This window comes from Bacillus sp. J41TS8 (assembly GCF_018333035.1).
Lineage (GTDB): Bacteria > Bacillota > Bacilli > Bacillales > Bacillaceae > Bacillus > Bacillus paralicheniformis.
The window spans coordinates 97,812-122,070 of sequence record NZ_BORF01000007.1; the positions used below are offsets into that span (position 1 = coordinate 97,812).

Below are 24,259 nucleotides of genomic sequence, written 5' to 3' on the forward strand. Positions count from 1 at the left end.
AAAGAGGTGAATTGGGGGTGGAGGCTTTGATTAGTTTACCAGTTGTCATCATTTCAGTTGTCTTATTTTTCGTCCTGTTTTTCGGCATCGGTTTTCTGCTGAATATGCTGCTCAGGATGTCATGGATCATGGCTGTCATTTATCCAATTGTATGCCTTTTCATTGTGAATAAAGAAAAGCTGATTCGCTATGTAGAGGCGCCGGGAGAGGCATTTTCCGGCCTTTTTGACAGAGTGGCTTCATTGGCAGCTGCCGATATCATCATTTTAGCCAGCGGAATGGCCGGAGCCCTGTTGTCGGGTGTTACGATTAAAGCGTTGCGAAAAAGGGGATATCAAATGTTTTAAGCCTTCTTCTTCAAGGGAGAGGGTTTTTTGAATTTAATTTTTTCACTTTTCTTAAAATTTTTCCGCCATCTGAATATTTCTGTTTCCGCTTGGAAACAACTAGATGGTGAGAGGAGTGGAAGATTTGAGAAAAGTGATGACAATGTTCCGGCGTTTCTTGATGACAGTTTTGTTTGTCTTTGCTTTTATGACGACCTTCTTTGCCGTTTCAGGCGTGGAAGCACAGGACATATCCAGCTGGGCGAAAGAACGCGATCTGTCCTTGAAACAGCTGATGCTCACCTTTAAATCACTTCCGAAAGAAAAAGCGGAAAAAACGTCTCTGTCTGCCGCAGAACAAATTAAAAACAAACCGAAATCGCTTGAAGATGCCTTTGACTGGACCAAGTATCCGAAGCAAAAAGTCACCGCGACCGGATATACAGCAGGGGCGGAATCGACGGGAAAACAGCCTCATCATCCAGATTACGGGATTACATATTCGGGAGTCAAAGTTAAAAGAGATTTATATTCAACCGTTGCTGCCGACCCGTCGGTCTTTCCGATCGGCACGATATTGTTCATACCGGACTACGGCTATGGCGTTGTTGCGGACACCGGATCAGCCATCAAAGGGAACCGGCTTGATTTGTACTATGAGACGGTTGAAGATGTTTATAAAGAGTGGGGCAAAAAAACACTTGATGTGTATGTCATTAAAAAAGGAAACGGCACCATTACCGAAGAGGATCTCCTGAAACTGAATGAAAATAAATCGATGCAAGTATTCAGACAAAAATATAAAATGGCGAAAGAATAAGAAAAAACGTTTAAGACCTGTGCGTCTTAAACGTTTTTTTGCTCTACATCAATAAGTAATCGAGAAGCAGCGTCAGGGCAATGCCGGTCAAACCGCCGAAAAAAACTTCAATCGGCTGATGGCCGAGCAGTTCCTTCAGCTTCTTCTGTTTTTCTTCCTGATGGCTTTTAGGGAAATCTTTCGCTTCGTTGACAAAGCGGTTGAAATCGCGGACAAGCCGGTTGATCACTGTTGCTTGTTCTCCGGCATGTCTTCTCACTCCGGTTGCATCAAACATCGTAATAACGGCAAATATTGCGGAAACGGCGAACAAAGAAGAATCCATCCCGTGATCAAGAGCCACGCCGGTTGAAAGCGCCGTAACGGCTGCTGAGTGTGAGCTCGGCATTCCGCCAGTGCTTGTGACGAGCCGCCAATCCCATTTTTTCGAGACGACAAAGTAAATGGGCACCTTGATAAACTGAGCGAAAAAGATCGCGGCAAAGCTCGCCAGTAAAGGAAAGTTTGTGAGGATTTCCATTTTGCAGAACATCCTTTCTATAAAGAAAATAGAGATGAATTCAAAAAAGCACGCAGTTATTTGCTAAAATATATAATATGAAACCCCATCGGGAAAAAATGTTTTTCCTATTATAACATTGTTGTTTCAATTTTACTCACTTTGCTGATAAGGAGCTGTGAACGCATGTTTTATGCCTTTAAAGACTTCGAAAAAAAAGAAACGCTTTTAATCGGACTGTTTAAAAAAAGCCAGCTGTACGGGAAGGCGGAAGAAATCGACCGCCTTTTGGACGGCCAGCTTTCTCAGCTGCTGAAAGACGGGGATGTATCTTCCAAAAAAACGAAAGTGTCTAAAATATTTACCCCTTCCCTTCAGGGAGTCAAACGCATCTATATCGTCGGATTGGGCCGTGAAGCGGAATTTACCTTCGAGGATGCGAAACATTGCTTTGCCGAAGCTGTTCAGCAGATTCACAAAGATCGAAAGCAGGAGTTAACCGTCATGCTCGACAGCTTCGTATCTGAAGAGGTACCAGCCGCTGACGCCGCGCATGCATTGGCTGAATCGTGCATGCTGTCATGCTATGAAGTGCAGGATTACAAGCACAGAGCAAATGTACCTGATCAATGCCTGCAAAGCGTCTATGTTTTGACAGACCATGACCTGAAGGAAATTCAGGCGAGTCTGCATGTCGGGCAGGTGTACGGAAATGCGACGAATTCGGCGAGAACCCTCGTGAACATGCCGGGGAACATGCTGACAGCGGCGGATCTCGCGTCATACGCCGCTGAATTGGCAGCAAAATACGAATTTGAATGTGAAATTCTCGAAAAGGCTGAAATGGAAGAGCTCGGGATGGGCGGTCTCCTCGCGGTCAACCAAGGATCAGAAGAGCCGCCGAAAATGATCGTCTTAAAATATCAGGGAAAGGAAGCATGGGATGATGTCATCGGTTTAGTCGGCAAAGGGATCACGTTTGATACCGGCGGCTATTCGATTAAGACGAAGAGCGGCATTGTCGGCATGAAGTCAGATATGGGCGGAGCCGCCAGCGTTTTGGGAGCGATGGAAGCGATCGGTGAATTAAGGCCGGAACAAAACGTGCTTGCCGTGATCCCATCGACTGATAACATGATTTCGGGAAGCGCAATGAAGCCGGACGATGTTATCGTTTCCTTGAGCGGCAAGACGATTGAGATCTTGAATACGGACGCCGAAGGAAGGCTGGCGCTCGCTGACGGACTGACATATGCAAAGCACCACGGAGCCTCCGTGTTGATCGATGTCGCGACACTGACCGGAGGTGTCGTCGTAGCTCTGGGAACGGAAACGACAGGCGCGATGACAAATCATGATCCGCTTTATCAGCAGGTGAGACAGGCGGCTGAAGAAGCGGGAGAAGCGATTTGGCAGCTTCCGATTACAGAAAAAGACAAAAAAAGAGTAAAAAACAGCCAAATGGCCGACCTTAACAATTCACCGGGCAGGGAAGGCCATGCGATTATGGCCGGAACGTTCCTCGGTGAATTCGCCGAGCGGACGCCATGGGTTCACCTTGACATCGCCGGAACGGCAACGACATCTCAAAGTTCATGCTTTGGACCGAAAGGTGGAACGGGCGTGATGGTAAGGACGCTTGTCACGTTTGTCGAGCGGTTTTCGGATCAATTGTAGGCTTTAATCCCCTTTGACAGAAGGGGATTTTTTTATGAAAAATACAGAGGAGCCTCATTGACGCATTCATAAAACATGTGGTAATATACGTTCATTACTTTAATTATCTACTACATTAGCAAACTAAAGCGTTTGTTCGGAGGTTTCAAATATGAATGCAGTTGTGATTGCTGTTATTGTCATGCTTATATTAAGCCTGCTGCGGGTCAATGTTGTTCTTGCCTTGATTGTGGGCGCTCTTGCAGGAGGTCTGACGGGCGGTCTCGGTCTCGGCCAGACGGTCAGCGTATTCACGGAAGGACTCGGCGGGAACGCAACCGTCGCTGTCAGCTACGCGCTCCTCGGCGCATTTGCGGTCGCTTTGACGAAAACGGGTCTTCCGGATGCCATGGTTGAAGCTGCTGTCAAGCTGATCGGCAAAGAAGGCGATACAAGACGCAAAACCCTTTCAAAAGCGCTGATCGTCTTCGTGATTTTAATCATTTCTTGTATGTCTCAAAATATCGTTCCGGTTCATATCGCATTTATCCCTGTTTTAATACCGCCGCTATTGAAAATTTTGAATGAGCTGCAAGTGGACCGCCGCCTGATTGCGTGTGCGATGACATTCGGATTGACAGCTCCGTATGTTTTGCTTCCTGTCGGCTTCGGTCAGATTTTCCAGGGGATTTTGAAAGACAATATGAAAGATGCCGGCCTTTCGGTCACTTTGGCTGATATTCCGATCGCCATGATCATCCCGATCGCCGGGATGATTGCCGGTTTGGCTGCTGCTGCTTTTGTGTACCGCAAACCGCGCACGTACGAAATGAAGGAAATCGCCGGTCAAAAATCGGCGGCTTATACGAAAAAAAGCCTTTCGATTGCCGCTTTGGCCATCGCTGTATCACTAAGCGTACAGCTTTATTTGTCTCAAAGTTTAGACGTCGACGGAATGATCTTCGGCGCGCTCAGCGGTTTGGCGGTCTTGTTTTTAAGCGGAGCGATGAAGCGCGGCGAAGCGGACGAATTGATCACAAACGGCATGAACATGATGGCGTTTATCGGATTTGTGATGCTGGCCGCCGCCGGTTTTGCCAATGTGCTTGAGAAAACGGGCGATGTCAAAGCTCTTGTTGAAGCGTCAACAGGTTTCATCAGCAATAATCAAGTGATCGGTGCATTGCTGATGCTGATTGTCGGTTTATTGATCACAATGGGGATCGGTTCATCATTTGCGACGATTCCGATTATCGCAACGATATTTGTGCCGCTTTGCATGCAGCTTGGCTTCAGTCCGATGGCGACCATCGCTATTATCGGGACGGCGGCGGCTCTCGGGGACGCCGGTTCACCTGCGAGCGACAGCACGCTTGGCCCGACATCAGGCTTAAATGCAGACGGACAGCACCACCACATTTGGGACACTTGTGTTCCGACATTCATCTTTTATAATATTCCGCTGATTTTGTTTGGCTGGATCGCGGCGATTGTTCTTTAAAAAAATTCCCCTCACTTTGAGGGGAATTTTTTTCTGTGTTTGTTAAAATAAAAAGAGAACCGCACCGCCTGCTCTTAATTAATAGGTCGGGTTTCTTCTGAAGCCTGCGCCTTTTTGAACCGCCCGGAAAACCTTTGAGGCGAGCGCGGCGAGCAGAACGGAGAATGCCAAGTCTTTCACGAAGAACCAGGTCATCATCTTCCAAACGGCTGAATAAGACAACGGTGTATTGAGCCAAGTTGAAAACGCGAGATACGTATAATTGACGCCAATCAGATAAATGATTAGTGTACCGATCAATGAAGCTGTGAAAAAGTGGCCTGTTCTCGGTTCTGATACTTTGTCCGTGATCCAGCCCGCGGCATATGCGGCAGGAATGTAGGATAGAATAAATCCGGCGCTTCCTTTGAAAAGAACGGAAATACCGCCTGAAAAAGAAGCGAATACGGGAGCGCCTACAAAGCCGACTAACGCATAAACGATCATGGACAGCGCACCTAATTTGCGGCCGAGCAGAAGCCCGGCAAGCAGACAGAAGAAAGGCTGCATCGTAAGCGGAATACCGCCGATTTGCAGAAACGGGGCAAACGAAGTGATATTAGCGCCGATCCCCATGAGGGCGGCAAACATTCCGACAAGCGCCATATCAGCGGCGCGAAGTTTCTTTTTATTCATGATCTTTGTTCCTCCTCAGTGATTCAACACAACCTTATCGTAAGAGATCGTAAAATAGTTTGTCAACCACTTTTTAAACAAAGTTAACAAAGGGGGTTCTTTCGTGTTTTTTGGAAAAACAAAACCGCACAAGTCCGACAGGGTGCCTCCAAACCAAAATGTCACGACATCTTTTCCTGTTCTTCATGCAGGCGATGTTCCGGAATACAAAGACCTCTCAAAATGGAATTTGCAAGTCTACGGACTTGTCGAACAGCCGCTCCTGCTGTCTTTGAATGATCTGCATGACATGCCGCAGAGCGAAGTGTCCAATGATATTCATTGTGTAACAGGCTGGTCCAGGCTCGATAATGTCTGGGAAGGGATCAAAACAAAGGAGATCGCTGAAAGAGTAAAGCCGCTTCCCGAAGCCAAATTTGTCATCTTGCATGCAGAGGAAGGCTGGACGACGAATGTTCCGCTCGAAGACTTTTTAAAGGATTCGTCTCTTTTGGCTCATTCCCACAACGGCGCCCCGCTCACACCGGAGCACGGTTTTCCGCTAAGAGCGGTCATGCCGCATCTGTATTTTTGGAAAAGCGCCAAATGGCTGAGGGGCATTCAGTTTACAAAGGAAAACCATCCGGGCTTTTGGGAGAAAAACGGGTACCATATGAGGGGAAATCCTTGGAAAGAAGAAAGGTACAGCTTTGATTAGCGGGGGAGGATGAAATGTTTTTCGTATAGCTGCTCATATTTTGCATGCTGACCGTATGTTTTTGGCTTTTGATCGCATCATTCAAGAAAAAGGCTTTTGCTGTTTTATTAGCGCTGACAGCTGCGGCGGTTTTGCCGCTGTTTGCCGCAGCCGGCGATGCCTCAGACAGGACGCTGTGGAGAATCGTTCTGTTTGCGGCGATCCCTGTTTCTGTGATTACCGCAAAATTGATTCAGGATCGGCGGAAAACGGAATAAAAGAAAAAGACAGAGTCTCGGAGCTGTTTCCCGGGGCTCTGTCTTTTTGATGCTATGCACCGGTGGCTGACGACGAATTTTCGATCGCAAGCTCTGCCGGAACGTAATCATAGTTTAAGTCTCTGGCTACGGCTTCATAAGTGATATGGCCGTTTGCTGTGTTTACGCCGGCTTTTAGCGCACGGTTTTCAAGTATCGCTTTTTCCGCGCCCTTATTTGCGATTTCAAGCGCGTACGGAACCGTTACATTCGTCAGTGCGACTGTGGATGTCCGCGGAACGGCCCCGGGCATGTTGGCAACGGCGTAATGGACGATTCCGTGTTTGACATAGGTCGGATTGTCGTGGGTTGTGATGTGATCCACCGTCTCGACGATGCCGCCTTGATCGATTGCGACGTCAACGATCACCGAGCCCGGTTTCATCTGTTTGACCATCTCTTCCGTCACCAAAGTCGGCGCTTTGGCACCCGGGATCAGCACCGCGCAGATGAGGAGATCGGCTTCAGCGACGGCATCAGCGATGTTGACCGGATTGGACATCAAAGTTTTGATTTGGTTGCCGAATTGATCATCAAGCTGGCGCAGACGTTCCGCGCTTAAATCGATCATCGTCACGTCGGCTCCCAGACCCGCCGCGATTTTTGCCGCATTTGTGCCGACAACGCCTCCGCCGATGATCGTCACTTTCCCGCGCGCGACTCCTGGTACCCCGGCCAATAGTATGCCTTTTCCGCCTTTCGGCTTTTCAAGGAACTGGGCGCCGATTTGAGCGGCCATCCGCCCGGCTACCTCTGACATCGGCGTCAGCAAAGGAAGGGAGCGGCCGTCGCTGACCGTTTCATAGGCAATGGCTGTCACGCCTTTTTGCTTTAATGCTTCAGCCAGGGAAGGCTCTGCGGCCAGATGCAGATAAGTGAACAAGATAAGCCCTTCTCTAAAATACGGATATTCTTCAGGAAGCGGCTCTTTGACTTTCATCACCATATCAGCTGCTTCCCAGACGGCTTTCGCCTGTTCTGAGATCTCCGCTCCTACAGAGACGTAATCTTCATTTTCAAACCCGCTTCCAGCCCCCGCGTCTTTTTCGATGATGACGCGGTGTCCTGCCGCGATCAGTTGAGAAGCTGCACCGGGAGTCAAGGCAACACGGTTTTCATTGTTTTTGATTTCTTTTGGTACGCCGATAATCATCCCATCATTCCTCCTTTTTCTGTAAAAATGCTGTTGTTTTAGTTTATACTGACTTTTTAGAATTTTCTTTGTTTGAATCGAAAAATAAAAAAACATGCATTTGTGGAATTTCACAAATGCATGTTGCGAAGCTTGATTTCCAGATAAATCGTAAATTTTTCATTGATGTTTTTTAAATCGATTTCGGCGATTTTACTGATGCGCTTCAGCCTGTAGTTCAGCGTGTTGACGTGAATGTTCAGCTTTTTGGCGGCGGTGTTGACGTTGCTGTCGCATTCGATAAACTGCTCAAGCGTCTCGACAAGGTTGGAGTGGTGCTCCTTGTCATATGCTTCAAGCTGCATTAAAGAATAGTTTGGATAGCTTGCGTGTTTCCGTTTTTCGCTGAGCACGTCGAGATACTGATAGATGCCGAGTTCTGAAAAGCTGACGAGCTGCCTTGTTTCTTCGGGAAAACGCTCCTTGACCTTCAGCGCCGAGAGCGCTTCCTGATAAGACTGGTGTACAAGGGTGATCAAGCTGTACATTCCGCCGATCGCAATCGTGCAGTTGTTCAGTTTATAGCGCTCTTCAAGCTGCTTTTGTATATTCGCGGCAAATTGCTTTAAATCATTGAACGGCTGTCCCTTTTGCCCCGTTTTTGGCGAAGCGAGGACAATCAGCTCATTATAATCGATTGTAGCCAGAAGAATTTGCACCTGCTGCGTCGTCTCCAGCAAGTAGTGGAGCTGTTTTTCGGTTTTTTCTTCGATTTCGTCTTTCAGCCGGATGATGATGACCGAGTAAGTTGAAGGTACCCCGATACCAAGCTGATGAAAGCCGTCGGAGATCTCCTGATCTTCCGAAATATGCCCGGTCAAGAGCTTCCAGAAAAATTCCTGGCTGCGCTGTTCATTTTTTCTTTTTCGGACTTGATAAGGCAGCAGCTTGTTTTTGACGGAATCCGCAGCCAGCTTCAAAAGATGAAGCTCGTCTTCCGACAGCGTTTTTTGGCTTTCCAGCGCCCAGATAAAACCGATAACCTCGCTGTTTTTCCAGATTGATATCGCCACGCGGCTCGACAAGCCGACTTCATCGATTTGCTCGACCCTGATCGGTTCGTCGGTTTTCATCAAGGCGGGAATCGTTCCATCTTTCCAAAGCTTGTTGATGACCTTTTCCGGCACGCGTCTTCCGATGATCGTTGACGTTCTCGCCGGGTCCGTGTAGTCGCTGTGGGTGCTGTAAGCAAGGAGACGGTGGTTGATGTCTTCTATTGTAATCGGACAGTCCAGCACCTCGCTGATATGATCTGCCACATCTTCTAAACGGTCATATTGATATTTAAAAGGATTGTTTCGATTGTTCATAAAAAAACCCCTACTTTTATGTTTGCATGAAAAAATTTTGACATATACCCATCTTACTTTTATTATGAATATAGTTGTTTGTTAAAATCAACAAAAAAGTCGCTGGCGATTTATTATTTTTCATAAACGTAGCGATGTATTACACCAAATTTAATTATTCTGAAATAAGAGGAGTAGGAACATTGGCGATTCTAGAGAAAATCAACGGCTTTTTATGGGGAGTCCCGGGCATCATTCTGCTTGTGGGAACCGGTTTATTTTTGACGTTCATCCTGCGGGGGCTTCAATTTAAAAGATTGATATATGCATTCAAACTTGCATTCGGGAAAGAGAAAGAATCAGCCGGAGCAGACGGTGATGTCAGCAATTTCAAGGCGCTGATGACGACGCTTGCCGGAACGATCGGAAACGGGAATATTGCCGGTGTAGCCACGGCGATTACGGTTGGAGGTCCGGGGGCTTTGTTTTGGATGTGGCTCGTCGGTCTTTTAGGGATGGCTACGAAATACAGCGAAGCATTGCTCGCCACGAAATACCGCGTCAAAAATGAGCGGGGCGAATATTCGGGCGGACCGATGTACTATGTCGAAAAAGGGCTCGGGAAGAAGTGGAAGCCGCTTGCCGTTTTATTTGCATTGTCAGGTGTGCTTGCCTCTTTTGGAATCGGGGATTCCGTCCAGTCCAACACGATTTCGGAAGTCGTCACACACAGCTTCGGAATTCCAGGCTGGATCATCGGTCTTGTGCTCGCGATATTGACAGCCGCGATCATCTTCGGCGGTTTTCAGCGTGTCAGCACGGTTGCGAGCATTTTCGTGCCGGTCATGGCGATTCTTTATATCGGCGGCTCACTGATCATTATTTTCCTTCATTATGATCAAATCATTCCGGCGTTCCAGCTGATTTTTTATCACGCCTTCAATCCGGTGTCAGCCGCTGGGGGCTTTACAGGTGTAGTCGTGTCTGAGGCGATCAGAAACGGCATGTCGAAAGGAATCTTTTCAAATGAAGCGGGTCTTGGTACCGCTGCTTTGATCGCAGGAAACGCGAAATCCGATCACCCCGTCAAGGCTGCTTTGGTTGCGATGACGGGAACATTCATCGTCACATTGATCGTATGTACAATGACCGGGCTCGTCCTCATTATTACGGGATTTTGGGATCCTTCAGGCGGTCTGCTTTCTGGTGTTGCCCACGATACATCGCTTGACGCCGGTGCGCTGACAAACGCCGCGTTTGCTTCTTCGCTCGGAGCCGCGGGTAAATACATTGTGACGTTTTCAGTTATTTTCTTCGGCTATTCAACCATTGTCGGTTGGTATGTATATGGAGAAAAATGTCTGGAATATTTAGTTGGTTTAAAATGGGTGCCGGTTTACCGTGTCGTTTATGTCATCGCTGCATATTACGGTGCAGTCGCAAGCCTCAATACTGTATGGGCTTTTGCCGACATGGCGAACGCATTAATGATGATCCCGAACTTAATCGCCCTTGTGCTCTTATGGAAAGTCATTCGGGCGGAAACTGACGATTTCTTTTTGCACCATTATAATAAGGAAAAACAAAAATCAGCCGGCTTGAAAGCGGGCTGATCGAGACAAGCCTGCCTCTCTTAGAGGCGGGCTTTTTTTGCGCTTATGCAATCCTTCCTTTATCCTATGGAAACGGTTCAGACTCATGTGGGTACACAGAACCATGCCATTTGATTCAAATGTTACGAGAGAAGAAAATTGAGATAATTTTACTAGATTTCTATAATTTTTGCTGGGTGGAAATAGAGGAATGATAAACCTTTAGACTCATTTTGTAAAATAACAACAGATTTGTTTGACTGTGCCTCAATCTTGTTTTTATAATAAAAGCGTTCAAAAAAATAAGTTATTTAGCCCATATCTAGGGCGAATAGCGCAGGAGGTATAAGGAATATGTCAGGAATCATTCGTGTTACGCCGGCTGAATTGCGGCAAATGGCTGACAGATATCAAAAAGAAAGCGGAGATGTGACTGAACAGGTCAATCAGCGCCTTGATCAAATGATCAACCAGCTTCAAGATATGTGGGAAGGTGAATCAAGCCGTGCGTTCTCAGAGCAATATCAAGAGCTAAGACCTTCTTTTATTAAAATGGCTGAACTTCTAAGCGACGTTTCTAAACAACTTCATCAGACTGCTAACACTCTTGAAAGCACTGACCAAGACATCGCTAGCCAAATCCGCGGCTAATTTACAGATTAGAAGAATGAGAGAAGCGCCTAATTCAAAAGAAGATGACGGCGCTTTTTCTATTGAGAGGTGATGAACTGGTGTATGTTGACATTACCATCGATTTAAAACATTACGACGGCAGCGCCTTTGACCTCAGACTGTCAGATTACCATTCTGTTAAAAAGGTAATCGACATCGCGTGGCAAGCCAAAAGCATACCGGTACCTCCCCGGGAAGGCTACTGGGTAAGGGTGACAAATAAAGATGCCGTTTTTTCAGGCGAATATACATTATCGCAATGCGGAATTACGACAGGTGACCGCCTGGAAATTTTATGAAAGGATCTGGGTGAATGGCAGAGAAAAAGAAAACGTATCTCGAAGACCAATTAGAGGCCGTCATGACGAAAGAAGACGGTTCATATATCTTTCGTTTTCAAAGAGAAAAGATCAATCTTGTGAACGGCTTGGAAGCAAACGTCATCAAAGAAGTCGATCCTTCCTTTAATAAAGAAACCGTCATGACCGATGATGAAGTCCAAATTTTGATTCAGCCTCCTTCCGAATATAAAGAATTTCGTTATATAAAAGGAAAAAATAAAAAAAGCAAATGGCTTTTTGCGTACCAGCTCGTGAAAGCCGTCGAAGAACATTCAATTAAAAGGCTGCACCTGATCGCTGCGCCTGAAAACATTGTTTTTGACAAAGGATTAACACCTAAATTTTTACATTATGGAGTGAAAGAAAGCATTCCGCCATATGAACACGACGAAGAAAGACTTTTCAATGAAGTGAAAGCCGCCGCTGCGCTTGCTGTCGACGGGCAGTTTACCTTTGAAGAGTATTTAAAATACAGCGAAACCATCAAGTTTTCAGACCAGGTAAAAGACATCATCACAAGCGGGACGTACGGCGATTTGAAAGCCGTCATTCAAAAGAGGATCGATGAACTGGATGCCGAAGAAAAAACGCTTGTCCATCTTCCGAAGAAGAAATGGAAGATTCAAAGGTACATAGGGTTAGGACTTATTTTATGCTTAATACCGGCTGTTTTATTTTCCTTCTACTCATTATTCTTTGCACAACCGAAACAGCAGGCGTTTATCGAAAGCAACCGCTACTTCTTAAATAAACAGTACAGCAAAGTCATCAGTACGCTTGATAAATATGATGCCGGCGAGATGCCTGATTCTGTTCAATATCAGCTGGCTTATTCGTATGTGCTTGTTGAGAGCGCATTGAAGGAATTGGACTGGCAGGAAGATGCTTTAAAAAGCCTGACGCTCCAAGTCGATCCGAATAATTTCCTTTACTGGATTCAGATCGGACGGGGGGATAATAAGGGGGCTCTTGAGACAGGCCGGAAACTGGAAAACGACCTTCAAATTATCTACGCAATTACAAAATATATGAGTGAAATAAAAGCGGATGACCAAATGTCGAGCGATGAGAGAGAAAAGCTCCTGGAGCCGCTGCAAAAGGAATTTGACGAATTATATAAGACATTGGAACAAAATAAAAAAGAGCAGAAGAATACTGATGAAAACCAGCAGGCAAACACCGAGCAAAGCCAGGCGGACGTAGAAGCCGCAAAGGCTGAAAAGGAGAAAGCCGAGCAAGAGCAGGCGAAAAAAGAAAATAAAGAAAAGGAAGACAAAAAGAAAAAAGATGATAAATAAAAGCGAAAACACCTGTTGTTGGCAGGAGGCGGGGAAATGAGTCTGTTATGGATTTTTTATCATAAAAACTATCAAAAAATAAAACTGGATGATCAGAACAGCCGTACGCTCACCATCGGGCCGGATTTGAAACATTCTGTCACGATCAAGCATTTTTCGTTTGAAAAAGGCCCGGTGGTACTGGAAAAGCAGAAGGACTCAGACGCTTTCAACGTGCAGCTGGGAGGGGAGACTGTTTCTTCTTTAAAGCTTGGCGGAAAGGCGTCCGTCCAAAGCGGCGCTGAACAGCTGACACTTTTTTTAGCCGAAGAATCCGACAGCGTTCCCGCCTACTATTTAGGAGAGAGACAGGAAGTCGTCATTTCTTCCCTCGATCAAGAAGCGGATGTTTATTTCAATGAAACGGATTCATTCTTTGGAGAAAAAGGTACATTCTCCTTCATCCGCCTCGACGGGCGATGGAATGTCCTGCCGAATGGCGCCAAAATTTATTTGAACGGAGAAGAAGTGTCCGCTTCGGTCTCCGTGCAAAATGGAGACGAAATCGCATTTGGACTGAATATTCTTCGCATCATTGAAGATGACCTCTTGGAAATCGAGGGGTTCGGACAATATGATACGTCTTTGGAGAACATTCTCAAGCCGAGCTCCGAGACAAAAAATAAATATCCGCAATACCGCAGGCCGCCGAGAATGATTTACGATCTGCCGGATGAAAAGATATCCTTCAGCTTCCCGGCACAGGAAAGCGACGGAGACAACAGAGGCTTATGGCTGATGATTCTGCCTCCGATCGTCATGCTGCTCGTCATGGGGATCGTGGCGCTCATTCAGCCGCGGGGAATCTTTATCATCGTCTCCCTTGCGATGTTTATGATGACGCTGATTACGTCAACCGTGCAGTACTTCCGCGACAAAAATCAGCGTAAAAAAAGAGAAGAAAAAAGAGAGCGGGTCTATACCCTTTACCTTGAAAACAAAAAGAAAGAGCTGCACGAACTTGCAGAAAGGCAAAAGTTCGTCCTTGATTTCCATTTTCCTACATTCGAGAGAATGAAATATTTAACAAAGGAGATCAGCGGACGGATTTGGGAAAAATCGATTGAAAGCGCCGATTTTCTGCAAATCCGCCTTGGAACGGGAAATGTTGCATCTTCATACCAAATCAATTTGAACGGCGGAGATTTGGCCAATCGCGATACAGACCATCTCCTTGAACAAACGCAAAAAATGGAAGAGGTCTACAGAGAACTGAAAAATGCGCCGATCACCGTGAATCTTGCTGAAGGCCCGATGGGCGTCGTCGGAAAATTGTCCGTCGTCAAAAATGAAATTCATCAGCTTGTCGGCCAGCTCGCATTTTTCCACAGCTATCATGATTTGCGCTTTGTCTTTATTTTTGACGAAGCCGAGTATCAAGAATGGGAATGGATGAAGTGGCTTCCGCATTTTCAGATGCCTCATATTTATGCGAAAGGGTTTATTTACAACGAACAGACAAGAGATCAGCTCCTTTCAAGCATATATGAAATTTTAAGAGAACGGGATTTAGATGAAAACAAAAAGAAAACTTTGTATAAGCCGCACTTTGTGTTTATCATCACAAATCAGCAGCTCATCGCGGAACACGTCATTTTAGAATATTTGGAAGGCAAGCAGAAAAACCTCGGAGTGTCGACAATCGTGGCGGCAGAGACGAAAGAAAGCCTGTCCGAAAACATTCATACTCTTGTTCGTTATATTACTGAACAGGAAGGCGACATTTTGATCAAGCAAAAGAAAGCCGTCCAGATCCCGTTTCAGCTGGATCACCACAACAGAGAAGACAACGAACTGTTTTCCCGGACGCTGAGAACGCTTGACCACCAGACGGGCATGACGAATTCGATTCCTGATACCGTATCGTTTCTCGAACTGTTCCAAGTGAAGGAAGTCGATGACATCGGTATTGGCCAAAAATGGTTGACAAGCGAATCGGCCAAATCTTTGGCCGTACCGATCGGCTATAAAGGAAAAGACGACATTGTTCATTTAAATCTTCACGAAAAAGCCCACGGCCCCCACGGGCTGCTTGCCGGAACGACCGGTTCGGGTAAAAGTGAATTTTTGCAGACTTATATTTTGTCTTTGGCCGTTCACTTCCACCCGCATGAAGTCGCATTTTTGTTAATCGACTACAAAGGGGGCGGAATGGCGCAGCCGTTCCGGAACATCCCGCATTTGCTCGGAACGATTACTAACATTGAAGGCAGCAAGAACTTCAGCAACCGGGCGCTGGCGTCCATTAAGAGTGAGCTGAAGAAAAGGCAGCGGCTCTTTGATCAGTACAAAGTCAACCATATCAATGACTATACAAAGCTTTACAAACAGAAAAAAGCGAAAACGGCGATGCCGCACCTGTTCTTAATTTCAGACGAATTTGCCGAGCTGAAAAGCGAAGAACCGGAATTTATCCGCGAGCTTGTCAGCGCGGCAAGGATCGGCCGAAGCCTCGGGGTGCACTTAATCTTGGCGACGCAAAAACCGGGCGGCATCATCGACGACCAGATTTGGAGCAACTCCAGATTCAAGGTTGCCTTGAAGGTTCAGGATGCGAATGACAGTAAAGAAATCCTTAAAAACGGAGATGCGGCTACCATCACGGTAACGGGCCGCGGTTATTTGCAAGTCGGCAACAATGAGGTGTATGAACTGTTCCAGTCTGCATGGAGCGGCGCCCCTTACATGGAGGACGGCTACGGCACAGAGGATGAAGTGGCGATCGTCACAGACACCGGTTTAATTCCTTTGTCAGACGTTGATGCCGATCATACTGCGAAAAAAGAGGCCGTGACGGAAATTTCTGCAGTCGTCGAACAAATTGAACGGATTCAAGAGGAAATGGGAATCGAGAAGCTTCCGAGCCCTTGGTTGCCGCCGCTTGAAGAGCGCATACCTAAAACGCGCTACCCGTCTGAGGAAGCGGATGCCTTTAACTTTGCTTATATCGATGAACCTGAAAAACAAAGCCAGGAGCCGATCAGCTATCGCATGATGGATGACGGCAATATCGGCATCGTCGGATCGTCAGGCTACGGAAAATCCCTGACCGCTACGACGTTCATGATGAGCTTTGCCGAACAATATACACCGGAAGAATTGCATTACTACATTTTCGACTTTGGCAACGGAACGCTGCTTCCGCTTGCAAGGCTTCCGCATACCGCGGATTATTTCTTGATGGACCAAACGAGAAAAATCGAGAAATTCATGGTCCGGATCAAGGCGGAAATCGAGCACCGGAAAAATCTTTTCCGCGCAAAAGAAATCAGCCATATCAAGATGTACAATGCGCTGAATGAGGAAAAGCTGCCGTTTATTTTCATAACGGTCGACAACTTTGACATCATTAAAGACGAAATGCATGAACTTGAAAGCGAATTTATCCAGTTTTCACGCGACGGCCAGTCGCTTGGAATTTATTTAATCCTGACCGCGACAAGGGTCAATGCGATCAGACAGTCGCTCTTGAACAACCTGAAAACGAGGGTTGTCCACTACCTGATGGATCAGTCTGAAGCATATTCGATCATCGGAAGGCCGGAATTCAGCCTTGAACCGATTCCTGGACGCGTCATTATCAATAAAGAAAACCAATACTTCGCACAAATGTTTATGCCTGTGGAAGCGGACAATGATATCGAGCTGTTTGAACGGATCAAAGCCGACATTCAGGCGATCGCAGAACGGTCGGAAGGCATGAGAAAGCCGGCGCCTGTGCCGATGCTGCCGCTGGAGCTTTCCGTTACGCAGTTTGTGAGAGATTATCCGCTTCAGCCTGAAAGAGGCCTTATTCCAATGGGACTCGATGAAGAATCTGTCGAACCGGTATACTTTAACCTTGAGAAAAATAAGCACTGCCTCATCATGGGTCAGACGCAGCGCGGAAAAACAAACGTCATCAAGATCATGCTCGAGCACCTGCTTGACCATGACACGAAAAAAATTGCCGTGTTTGATTCGATAGACAGAGGGCTTTCTCAATATGCGACAGAGGATCAAATCAGCTATCTTGAAACAAAAGACGACATTATGCTCTGGCTGGCTGAGACGGAAGAAATTTGCCGGACAAGAGAAGCGATGTATTTGGAAGCCGTTAAACAAGGCGAAATCGCCAACCTTGATTTTTCACCGATGGTCTTTATCGTCGACGGACTTTCACGGTTCCAGCAGACGATCGACGCATCTATTCAGGATAAAATGGCGATGTTTATGAAGTCATACGCCCATTTAGGCTTCCACTTTATACCTGCCGGAAATCACAGCGAGTTCACAAAAGGCTATGATTCGCTGACAAGCGAAGTCAAGCAGGTCAGACACGCCATGCTATTGATGAAAAAATCCGAGCAGAATTTGATTCAGCTCCCATATGAACGCCAGGAGCCGGAAATTCTCCCGGGCTTTGGCTATATCGTTGAAAACGGCAAAGAGAGGAAAATTCAAATTCCTTTATGTGCCGTAGAAAGGAAGAAAACGAAATGACGGAACAACAAAAAAGCACGCTGAAAATTATCAGCGCCTTCGTCACGATCATCTTGCTGCCCGTCTTGTTCTTTCATTTCATCGGTGAGAACCCGACGAAAAAGGTATCGAACGCGACAAGGGAAATCGCTGTCGTCAATGAAGATACCGGCATTTTGAAAGATGACGGAACCGTTGATGAAGATGCGCTGCTGGGGAACGAAATCTCGGCTTCCCTGGTTGACCGTCCGGACTATAAATGGACGGTCGTCAACCGGAGCGCAGCAGAAAGCGGACTTTCGGAGAAGCAATACGATGCGATTGTCTACATTCCGTCGGACTTTTCGCAAAACATTTTAAGCTACAACCATGAGCGTCCACAAAAAGCGGAGCTGGAATTTAAAATTCAGGACCAGCTTGACGCCGTCAACAAGGAAAAAGTCCAGCGCGAACTTCAAGACGCGCAAAAAACGGTGAGCAAAAAAATGTCTTCCCTGTATTGGCGCTTTGTCAAACAGGGAGTCAAAAAGGTCAGAAAAGAGTTTGACAGCATCGTAAACAAAGAATCAGAGTTCCAAAACGCGATGTACAATTTTTACAAACCGAGCTCCAACAATTTAGCGGGCGAAGTAGAAAGACAAAAAGAGATGATCGACAGGCTAAAAGAATCGATCAATGAAACAGAAGGCACATCAAAAGAGCGCAACGCAGGCGTAGAAGAATCCAAAAAACAACTGGACAGCTTCGTCGACAACGTCAATCAGTACAAACAATATCAAGAAAAGCAGTCGGAACTGCTCCAGGCTGCACAAGCGGACAGTGAAAAGCAAATTCAAGACGGTCTAACGGTGATTAAGGAAAAGCAGTCCAGCGCAACGAGCCGTTTCAATGAACAAATGAGCGGCATGGCCGCTTCATTCAACGGTTTGCAAAATCAATTCAGCCTGACTGCGAACTCTTTTCAAAACCTGCAAACGACGCGTGAAAATCAGGTGCCGTTACAAATGAGCGGAATTGACAGGATTCAGAATGAGTTGATCGATGATTATCAGGCCCAAACGAGAAGCTATAATCTGAGCGTGCTTCAACCTAAATTAATAGAGAGGCGCTCAGTGTTAACCGTTCCACAGGAAGATCCAGGCACCACAAATCCTGGTGATGATCAAGATAACGATGATGAAGATCAAAATGACGACGAAGAACAGCCGAAAGATTTAAAAATCGATCTTCAAGAACAGCAAGATGAATTGAAGAACATTGCGGCTGATCTTAAAGAATTATCGGACGGGTTAAAGGATTCCTCAGGGAATGATGGCGGTTCAGGAGATCAAGAACCATCTGCCGGAGAGCCGAATCAGGGTCAAGAACCTTCTCCTGAAACCGGGGAAATCGGTCAGCAGGACGGTTCAACTTCTGCAGATGAAGGCGATAAGGGAACAGGCGAAGACGGCCAAACGGAGAACCCGGGAGACGAGCCTGAAGACGAAATTACCAAGTTAAAAGCACAGCTCAATGAAGCCGCCGCTAGAATTGAAAAGGTGGAAACAGATCTTCGCGAAAAACAGGAAACGCATAATGAAGAGTTGAAAAAACAGCTGGAAAAATTTGATGATAAAGTCGCTGAATTAACGAATACGATTAAAGACTTAAATCAAAATGTCGAAAAGCTGAACGGGCGAATTACAAAGCTTGAAGAGAGCCAGAATGAAGACTTTAAGACGATTTACAGTCAAATCGAAACACTTGAAAACGAAATATTAAGCTACCCGATGGGTACTGAGAGAAAAGAAGCATTAAAAGAGGCTTTTGCTTCTAAAATCAATACAAGAGATGTCCGCGACCTTCTCAGATATCATAATACGTTGTCTGTATATAGAACAACGCTATACGGATCAGTAGATTATTCAATTAAGAGCAATGTCATCTCCGCGAAAAAAGACAGCGTGGATACCGTCCTTAAAATCGGTGAAACCGAAGCGGAAAAATGGAGCAATTTAAAAAATAATATGCTGTCTACAAATGAAGACATTGAAAATTACACAACAGACATGACCGATTTCGTCAAAAGCTACGGCGATTTCATTAGTGAGAAGCAGACTGACGTGCTGAATGAACTCAGCACGATTTCAGAACGAGCAAATGCCGTATCTGAACAGCTGCGCAATCCGGAAGGCGCCGGAACGGCGGTCATGCAGGGAGACGCGACAGATGGAACGATGGTCATCAGCATGCAGGATACGCTCGGAAATGACATTTTGCAGCTGTCTAACATGCTCGGTTCCTTGTCGGAAACGCAATCAGGCGTCATCGAGTACACGGGCAATATTCAGGAAAGTGTGAACGATGTTCAGAAAAAAGCGGATACCCTGAATTCAAACTGGGGCCAAAATGTCGCGACGACAAAGCTGATCCGCGGAGACGTGTACGGCATTCTCGGCAATGCGTTCGGAGGAAACGACGGATATGTATACGATCATCTGGCAAGTCCGGTGAAAATCAGCGGGGATGTTCCAGAGTCGAAAGCGCAAAACGTACCGCCGGTCGTCATTCTCGTGATTGTGATGCTTTCCAGCTTGCTGATCGGATATTTCAGCCACCATTATCAAAATGCTCCGCTCTTAGTCAGAGGCGCGCTGTTTGGCATTTTGAATATTATTGTCGGACTGATGATCAGTCTGTTCGGTTTGAACATTTACTCACTCGCAGACGATCAGGCCGTCATGTGGTCGGTCTTTACGATCTTGCTGCTGGTCGCAAGTTCAGCCATCATCCGGACGGCGTTTATGCTGGGATCGATCGCAGGCGGAATCGCAACAGCCGCTATGGTGCTGTTCTATGTAGCGCCGCTGCTTGACTTGGCGATGCCGAACTTCAGCTTTAACAATCCGGTATCAACCGTATATATGTCGATTCAGTACGGAACTGGAAGCCAGTTTGCACTCGGAATCGGAGCATTAATTTTAATCACGATCATCGCGATTGCTGTTCCTTTTATTATCGATTTTGCAAAATCAAGAACAGAAGAAAGCGAGACTGACCATGATGCTTAATGCGAAATGGGGAAAGAAGGGGATCATGGCAGTCATGCTCTCCTTCTTTCTTTTCACTCCGTTCGTGAAGGCGGAGGAAACCGATAAAGTCGATGTAAAGCCAAACGAGTATGAAAAGCAGGATATTAAAATCGAGACGGACTATCTTCAGGAAGAAGAGACGGAATACAAGGAAGAAATATCAATTCCAGAAGAACTGAAGGAATTCTCATTTACAGATTCGAAAAAAGAAGATGCCATCGAAAAGCTGAAAAGCCTGTCCGGAAGCTTCACGAATGAAAGCAATTCCGTGGCGTCAAAGCTGAAGCAGCTTGACCTGTCATTCTCGGCAAATCCGTCCTTATCGGGACGGGAAGATGACGCTGCGGAAAGTCGGCAATCCATCTTCCTGCCCATTTTATACGGTCTGCTGATCCTCTTATGCATCGCAGGTCTGTTCTTTTTGATTCCGAAAGTCAGCGGGCAGCAGAAAAAATAGGAGCGCTCAACAATGAAAAATCCGAGGTTCTATAAGGTGCTATCTGCATGGTTAGCTTTTGCATTGGCGTCGATTTGGTTATTAATGCTTGTGGCAGTACATGGGCTGCTCATATTAGAATCCATTTTCTATTACATTGTGGTCATCTGCACATTAGGCATCATTTTACTGATATACCCATCGATGAGGGAGGGACACGATCAGGCAATGGCGGACTTTGTCCACTACGGTTATGGCTTGCTAGGCTCGGGTGTGGCACTCGCCATCATGATCTTTGCTTTGATTCGCATTTTAAAAGGGAAATGCGGTTCATGGACGCAAGGTCTGCTTGTTTTTGGAGCAGCTCTCCAGCTGATTGTGTTCGAATGGTTCAGTTTACTGACGGCGGTTTTTTACGTGCTCGCCGCGTTTCTTCCGGAACAGAAAACCGCTGCACTTGAGAAGCAGGCTGATGAATCAGTACAATAATGGATAAGGAGGGACGCCGTATGCATTTATCCATTGTTACCGGAGCGTCAAAAGGGCTTGGCGCCGCGATTGCCGAAGGGCTTTTGCAAAAAGGCCATATTGTTCACGCTGTCTCAAGGACCAAGTCTGAAGTCAGTCATGAGAGGCTGATCCGGCATGAGGCTGATCTGACACAGCTCGTCGAAACAGAAAAGTGGTTTCGGCAATTGACAGAATCTGTCCAAGCCCGCGATTTTACTTCGATCACCTTGATCAACAATGCGGGTATGGTGACGCCGATCAAGCGCGCCGGTGAAGCTGAACTGGAAGAGCTGAGGCTGCATTATGACTTGAATTTGTTAGCTCCGGTGATTCTCAGCCAGCTGTTTACCAAATGGCTCAAGCCATACAAAGGTAAAAAATCGATTGTCAATATATCATCAGGTGCGGCCAAAAACCCTTATAAAGGATGGAGCGCCTACTGCAGTTCAAAAGCGGGGCTCGATATGTTCACGAAAACATTCGGCTTTGAACAGGAAGATCAATCTGATCCGGTGAAAATGATTTCTTTCTCACCGGGGATCATGGATACCGGCATGCAAGAGGTAATACGTTCATCATCGAAAAAAGACTTTCATGAAATTGAACGATTCAAAACCTATCAAACAGAAGGAAAGCTGAGAAGCACGCCTTACGTCGCCGGCGTTCTGCTCGATCTGCTTGAGACCGACTTTGAAAACGGCAGAGTGTATGACATTAAAGAGTTTTTGTGAAAAATAAAAAAACAAGCACATCAAATCGATTGTGCTTGTTTTTATTTTATTATGGCGCAGGCTCATATAGCGGAATTTTAAATATGATGTGTCAGATCAATTGAGATTTACATGAAAATATGTTAGGATTCTAAAAATATATAAAGGAGGGGTTTACATGAGAAACGTAACATTAGTGGATGTATTCACCCATCCAATCGCACAAAAATATTTAACACGCTCCGGTGTAGCTCATGCCGTAGCCTGCGCTTACCACGCATACCGCCTGGCGGTGCGAGCGGGAGTAGACCCTGATATCGCGACAAAAGCGGCTTTGCTGCACGATATCGGTCATTATGAATGGTATACCGACGGGGAATGGGATTATGAAAAATACAAGCAAAACGACATTCACGCGATAAAGGGTGCCGAGCGCGCTCACAAGCTTCTGATCCGCCTCGGCGAAGATCGGAAAGCGGCAAAAGAGATTGCTTTGGCGATTTTGCTTCATACGGATTCCTATTTGCCAGAAGGGGACCTCGATAAAAACAAGCTGCAGGAAATCGTCAAAAAAGCGGATGAGCTGGATGAAGAGCCGGGCGGAAACCACCATTACCGCAAAATCGATCATAAGCTGGCGCTTGAAAAGATCAGAAAACTTGACCGCATGGTCGATGAATCTTTATCTCCCATGAAAAGAACGGTTTAATCGGACAAAGGGCTGTTTTCAAACTTCTCCCCTTTGTCATTTACATAAATAGAGCGGATGATCGTCCTGTTAAACGGCGAGTTGTCTGCCGTTTTTCCTGAAAGGTCGATCGTCACCGAATACAAGCCCGCTTTTTTGAATGACAGGCTGTTTTGCAGCGCATTGATGGAAGCTGGTTTCAGCGACTTTTTCTCGGCCTGTTTTCCGTTTTCATAGCGGATAGAACGAACGGACGCCTTAACATTCGCAAGATTTGCCGATTCTCTGGTGACTGCGTTTTTAATTTGCTGGTTCAGAGGAGAATCGAACGTCACAATGAACAAAAACGCCTCTTTTTGTTTGACAGATGATGCGATCTTCCATGTACCTGCTGCCGGATTTTTAATGGCAGCGGAATGGACGAATCCCCCTTCAAAAACATCCGCCGTCTTTGCTTTTGAAAAATCTTTGAGCGGCTTGCCGTGCGGATCTGTCAATTTGATATTTCCCGAGGAATGATTGCTCAGCCAGTGAACGGTTATTTCCTTGACGCCTTTTTCAACGGCGAATTCCTCTTCTCTCAATCCATGATTTTCCCCTCCTCTGATGAAAGGGTACGATAGGTTTTCCTTGATGGCCGCTGTTTCATTTGCATATGCCTGAACCGTCAATAAAGGCAAAAATACAGGAAATGTGAGGTTTCCTTTAATAATCGAGAAGTGATCCCACTTCCCTGTATTCAGGTTTGTGGCGTAAGGGAGTCTCGCATTTTTTTCGGTGACGGCTCCGTCATTTTCGCCAAACATGTTTAAATAGACGCCTCCAAAAAATAAAACGCTGCCGAACCCGCCGATTTTATTGCCTGCCAAGGTGAAATATTTGGTTTTCGATCGATTGGGATGATTGTCGGTCTGATCGCGGAACGATTTCATAAACCCTGTTTGGAGAGAGTAAACGGCGTCATTTTTCTGGCCTAAAATATCGGCGAGCCATCCTGCCCAGCTGCTGTAGGCAAGGTCTGCCAGCTGCGAACCGTGATGGGGGGTTCCGAGCGTAATCAAGCGCTCGACATAATGGTATGCGTTGTGATGAATCAGCGCCGACTGACTGTCAATTCCGCCTTTGCTGTAGGAAACGAGAATGACCTTGCGGCCGAAATGCTGGTAGATTTCGCGCAGTTTCGCGGCCAGCATCGCTCCGTTATCCTGCATGTCTTTATCGGGGTGGAGATCGATAAAAGCCGCATCATATCCGTTTTTCCACGCCTGCTCCGCCATGTCATTTTCGTCAAACCAAGCGTTTGAAGAGCCGTTTAATCCATGGACAAATACAATCGGCGGTTTTGCGGGATCAGGATGTTCAACAGGGTCTCCCGCGAACCAGTGGCCCGGATCGCCTCCTCCTCCTTTAAATCCTCCCGCTTTCGATACATGCGGATACACGACCAGCAAAACAAGCATGAGCAGTACCAGTTTTTTCATCGTTGTTCA

The 24,259-nt window shown here is 46.3% G+C and carries 21 protein-coding genes; 16 read left to right on the plus strand and 5 right to left on the minus strand.

From position 1 onward, the window contains the following. The first annotated feature begins 26 nt into the window (after window positions 1-26). Both KI350_RS11575 and KI350_RS11580 read left to right on the plus strand, forming a co-directional pair. Window positions 27-347, plus strand: a complete 321-nt coding sequence (locus KI350_RS11575) for a YuiB family protein (protein ID WP_011198260.1) — start codon at window positions 27-29, stop codon at window positions 345-347. 133 nt (window positions 348-480) lie between these two features. Continuing rightward, the gene (locus KI350_RS11580; protein ID WP_023856175.1) at window positions 481-1,146 is read left to right on the plus strand and encodes a 3D domain-containing protein; all 666 of its coding nucleotides are present in this window, start codon (window positions 481-483) and stop codon (window positions 1,144-1,146) included. A gap of 43 nt (window positions 1,147-1,189) precedes the next feature. Here the strand turns inward: KI350_RS11580 and KI350_RS11585 are convergent, their stop codons facing one another. Beyond that, window positions 1,190-1,666: a divergent PAP2 family protein gene (locus KI350_RS11585; protein ID WP_003184918.1), complete on the minus strand. Its 477-nt coding sequence runs from the start codon at window positions 1,664-1,666 to the stop codon at window positions 1,190-1,192. A gap of 165 nt (window positions 1,667-1,831) precedes the next feature. On the opposite strand from KI350_RS11585, the gene KI350_RS11590 reads away from it, so the two are divergent. Both KI350_RS11590 and KI350_RS11595 read left to right on the plus strand, forming a co-directional pair. Then, entirely contained in the window at window positions 1,832-3,322 is a 1,491-nt protein-coding gene (locus tag KI350_RS11590; RefSeq protein ID WP_023856174.1) for a leucyl aminopeptidase, read from the plus strand. Between the two features lie 151 nt (window positions 3,323-3,473). After that, a complete protein-coding gene (locus KI350_RS11595; protein ID WP_025809768.1) occupies window positions 3,474-4,802 on the plus strand; it encodes a Na+/H+ antiporter family protein in 1,329 nt (442 codons plus the stop codon). A 78-nt stretch (window positions 4,803-4,880) separates the two neighbouring features. Here the strand turns inward: KI350_RS11595 and KI350_RS11600 are convergent, their stop codons facing one another. After that, a complete protein-coding gene (locus tag KI350_RS11600; RefSeq protein ID WP_020452815.1) occupies window positions 4,881-5,477 on the minus strand; it encodes a biotin transporter BioY in 597 nt (198 codons plus the stop codon). Window positions 5,478-5,580: 103 nt separating this feature from the next. On the opposite strand from KI350_RS11600, the gene KI350_RS11605 reads away from it, so the two are divergent. Both KI350_RS11605 and KI350_RS11610 read left to right on the plus strand, forming a co-directional pair. Then, window positions 5,581-6,174: a sulfite oxidase-like oxidoreductase gene (locus KI350_RS11605; RefSeq protein ID WP_035337616.1), complete on the plus strand. Its 594-nt coding sequence runs from the start codon at window positions 5,581-5,583 to the stop codon at window positions 6,172-6,174. Window positions 6,175-6,218: 44 nt separating this feature from the next. Further along, window positions 6,219-6,431 (plus strand): hypothetical protein, encoded by a 213-nt coding sequence (locus KI350_RS11610; protein WP_230368265.1) that lies wholly within the window; start codon window positions 6,219-6,221, stop codon window positions 6,429-6,431. 52 nt (window positions 6,432-6,483) lie between these two features. Here KI350_RS11610 and ald read toward each other — a convergent pair whose 3' ends face one another. Next, the gene (gene ald / locus KI350_RS11615) at window positions 6,484-7,623 is read right to left on the minus strand and encodes an alanine dehydrogenase (protein WP_105981201.1); all 1,140 of its coding nucleotides are present in this window, start codon (window positions 7,621-7,623) and stop codon (window positions 6,484-6,486) included. Window positions 7,624-7,733: 110 nt separating this feature from the next. Beyond that, a complete protein-coding gene (locus KI350_RS11620) occupies window positions 7,734-8,972 on the minus strand; it encodes a sporulation transcriptional activator AdeR (protein ID WP_020452812.1) in 1,239 nt (412 codons plus the stop codon). 134 nt (window positions 8,973-9,106) lie between these two features. On the opposite strand from KI350_RS11620, the gene KI350_RS11625 reads away from it, so the two are divergent. The 10 genes from KI350_RS11625 (at window position 9,107) to KI350_RS11670 (ending at window position 22,790) form a co-directional block, all read left to right on the plus strand. Next, entirely contained in the window at window positions 9,107-10,564 is a 1,458-nt protein-coding gene (locus tag KI350_RS11625; protein ID WP_043054604.1) for an alanine/glycine:cation symporter family protein, read from the plus strand. 333 nt (window positions 10,565-10,897) lie between these two features. Then, a complete protein-coding gene (locus tag KI350_RS11630) occupies window positions 10,898-11,194 on the plus strand; it encodes a WXG100 family type VII secretion target (protein ID WP_003184900.1) in 297 nt (98 codons plus the stop codon). Window positions 11,195-11,274: 80 nt separating this feature from the next. Then, window positions 11,275-11,514 carry an ESX secretion system protein YukD gene (gene yukD, locus KI350_RS11635; RefSeq protein ID WP_020452810.1) on the plus strand — a complete coding sequence of 80 codons (240 nt, stop codon included), beginning with the start codon at window positions 11,275-11,277 and terminating at the stop codon, window positions 11,512-11,514. A 14-nt stretch (window positions 11,515-11,528) separates the two neighbouring features. After that, on the plus strand, window positions 11,529-12,854 hold the full coding sequence (essB, locus tag KI350_RS11640; RefSeq protein ID WP_048350242.1) for a type VII secretion protein EssB: 1,326 nt from the start codon (window positions 11,529-11,531) through the stop codon (window positions 12,852-12,854). Between the two features lie 36 nt (window positions 12,855-12,890). Next, complete coding sequence (gene essC / locus KI350_RS11645; protein WP_145930033.1) at window positions 12,891-17,375, plus strand: type VII secretion protein EssC; 4,485 nt, start codon at window positions 12,891-12,893, stop codon at window positions 17,373-17,375. Next, window positions 17,372-20,404 (plus strand): type VII secretion protein EsaA, encoded by a 3,033-nt coding sequence (gene esaA, locus KI350_RS11650; RefSeq protein ID WP_212930483.1) that lies wholly within the window; start codon window positions 17,372-17,374, stop codon window positions 20,402-20,404. The genes essC and esaA overlap by 4 nt, the downstream gene beginning before the upstream one ends. Beyond that, the gene (gene essA / locus KI350_RS11655) at window positions 20,394-20,882 is read left to right on the plus strand and encodes a type VII secretion protein EssA (protein ID WP_025809752.1); all 489 of its coding nucleotides are present in this window, start codon (window positions 20,394-20,396) and stop codon (window positions 20,880-20,882) included. The genes esaA and essA overlap by 11 nt, the downstream gene beginning before the upstream one ends. Before the next feature lie 36 nt (window positions 20,883-20,918). Beyond that, window positions 20,919-21,350, plus strand: a complete 432-nt coding sequence (locus tag KI350_RS11660) for a hypothetical protein (protein WP_141677781.1) — start codon at window positions 20,919-20,921, stop codon at window positions 21,348-21,350. A gap of 20 nt (window positions 21,351-21,370) precedes the next feature. Then, on the plus strand, window positions 21,371-22,102 hold the full coding sequence (locus KI350_RS11665) for a (S)-benzoin forming benzil reductase (protein WP_020452804.1): 732 nt from the start codon (window positions 21,371-21,373) through the stop codon (window positions 22,100-22,102). 157 nt (window positions 22,103-22,259) lie between these two features. Then, window positions 22,260-22,790 carry an HD domain-containing protein gene (locus KI350_RS11670; protein ID WP_020452803.1) on the plus strand — a complete coding sequence of 177 codons (531 nt, stop codon included), beginning with the start codon at window positions 22,260-22,262 and terminating at the stop codon, window positions 22,788-22,790. On the opposite strand, the gene KI350_RS11675 is transcribed toward KI350_RS11670, so the two are convergent. Beyond that, window positions 22,787-24,250, minus strand: coding sequence for an esterase/lipase family protein (locus KI350_RS11675; RefSeq protein ID WP_025809746.1), 1,464 nt, complete (start codon window positions 24,248-24,250; stop codon window positions 22,787-22,789). The genes KI350_RS11670 and KI350_RS11675 overlap by 4 nt on opposite strands. Window positions 24,251-24,259 lie beyond the last annotated feature (9 nt).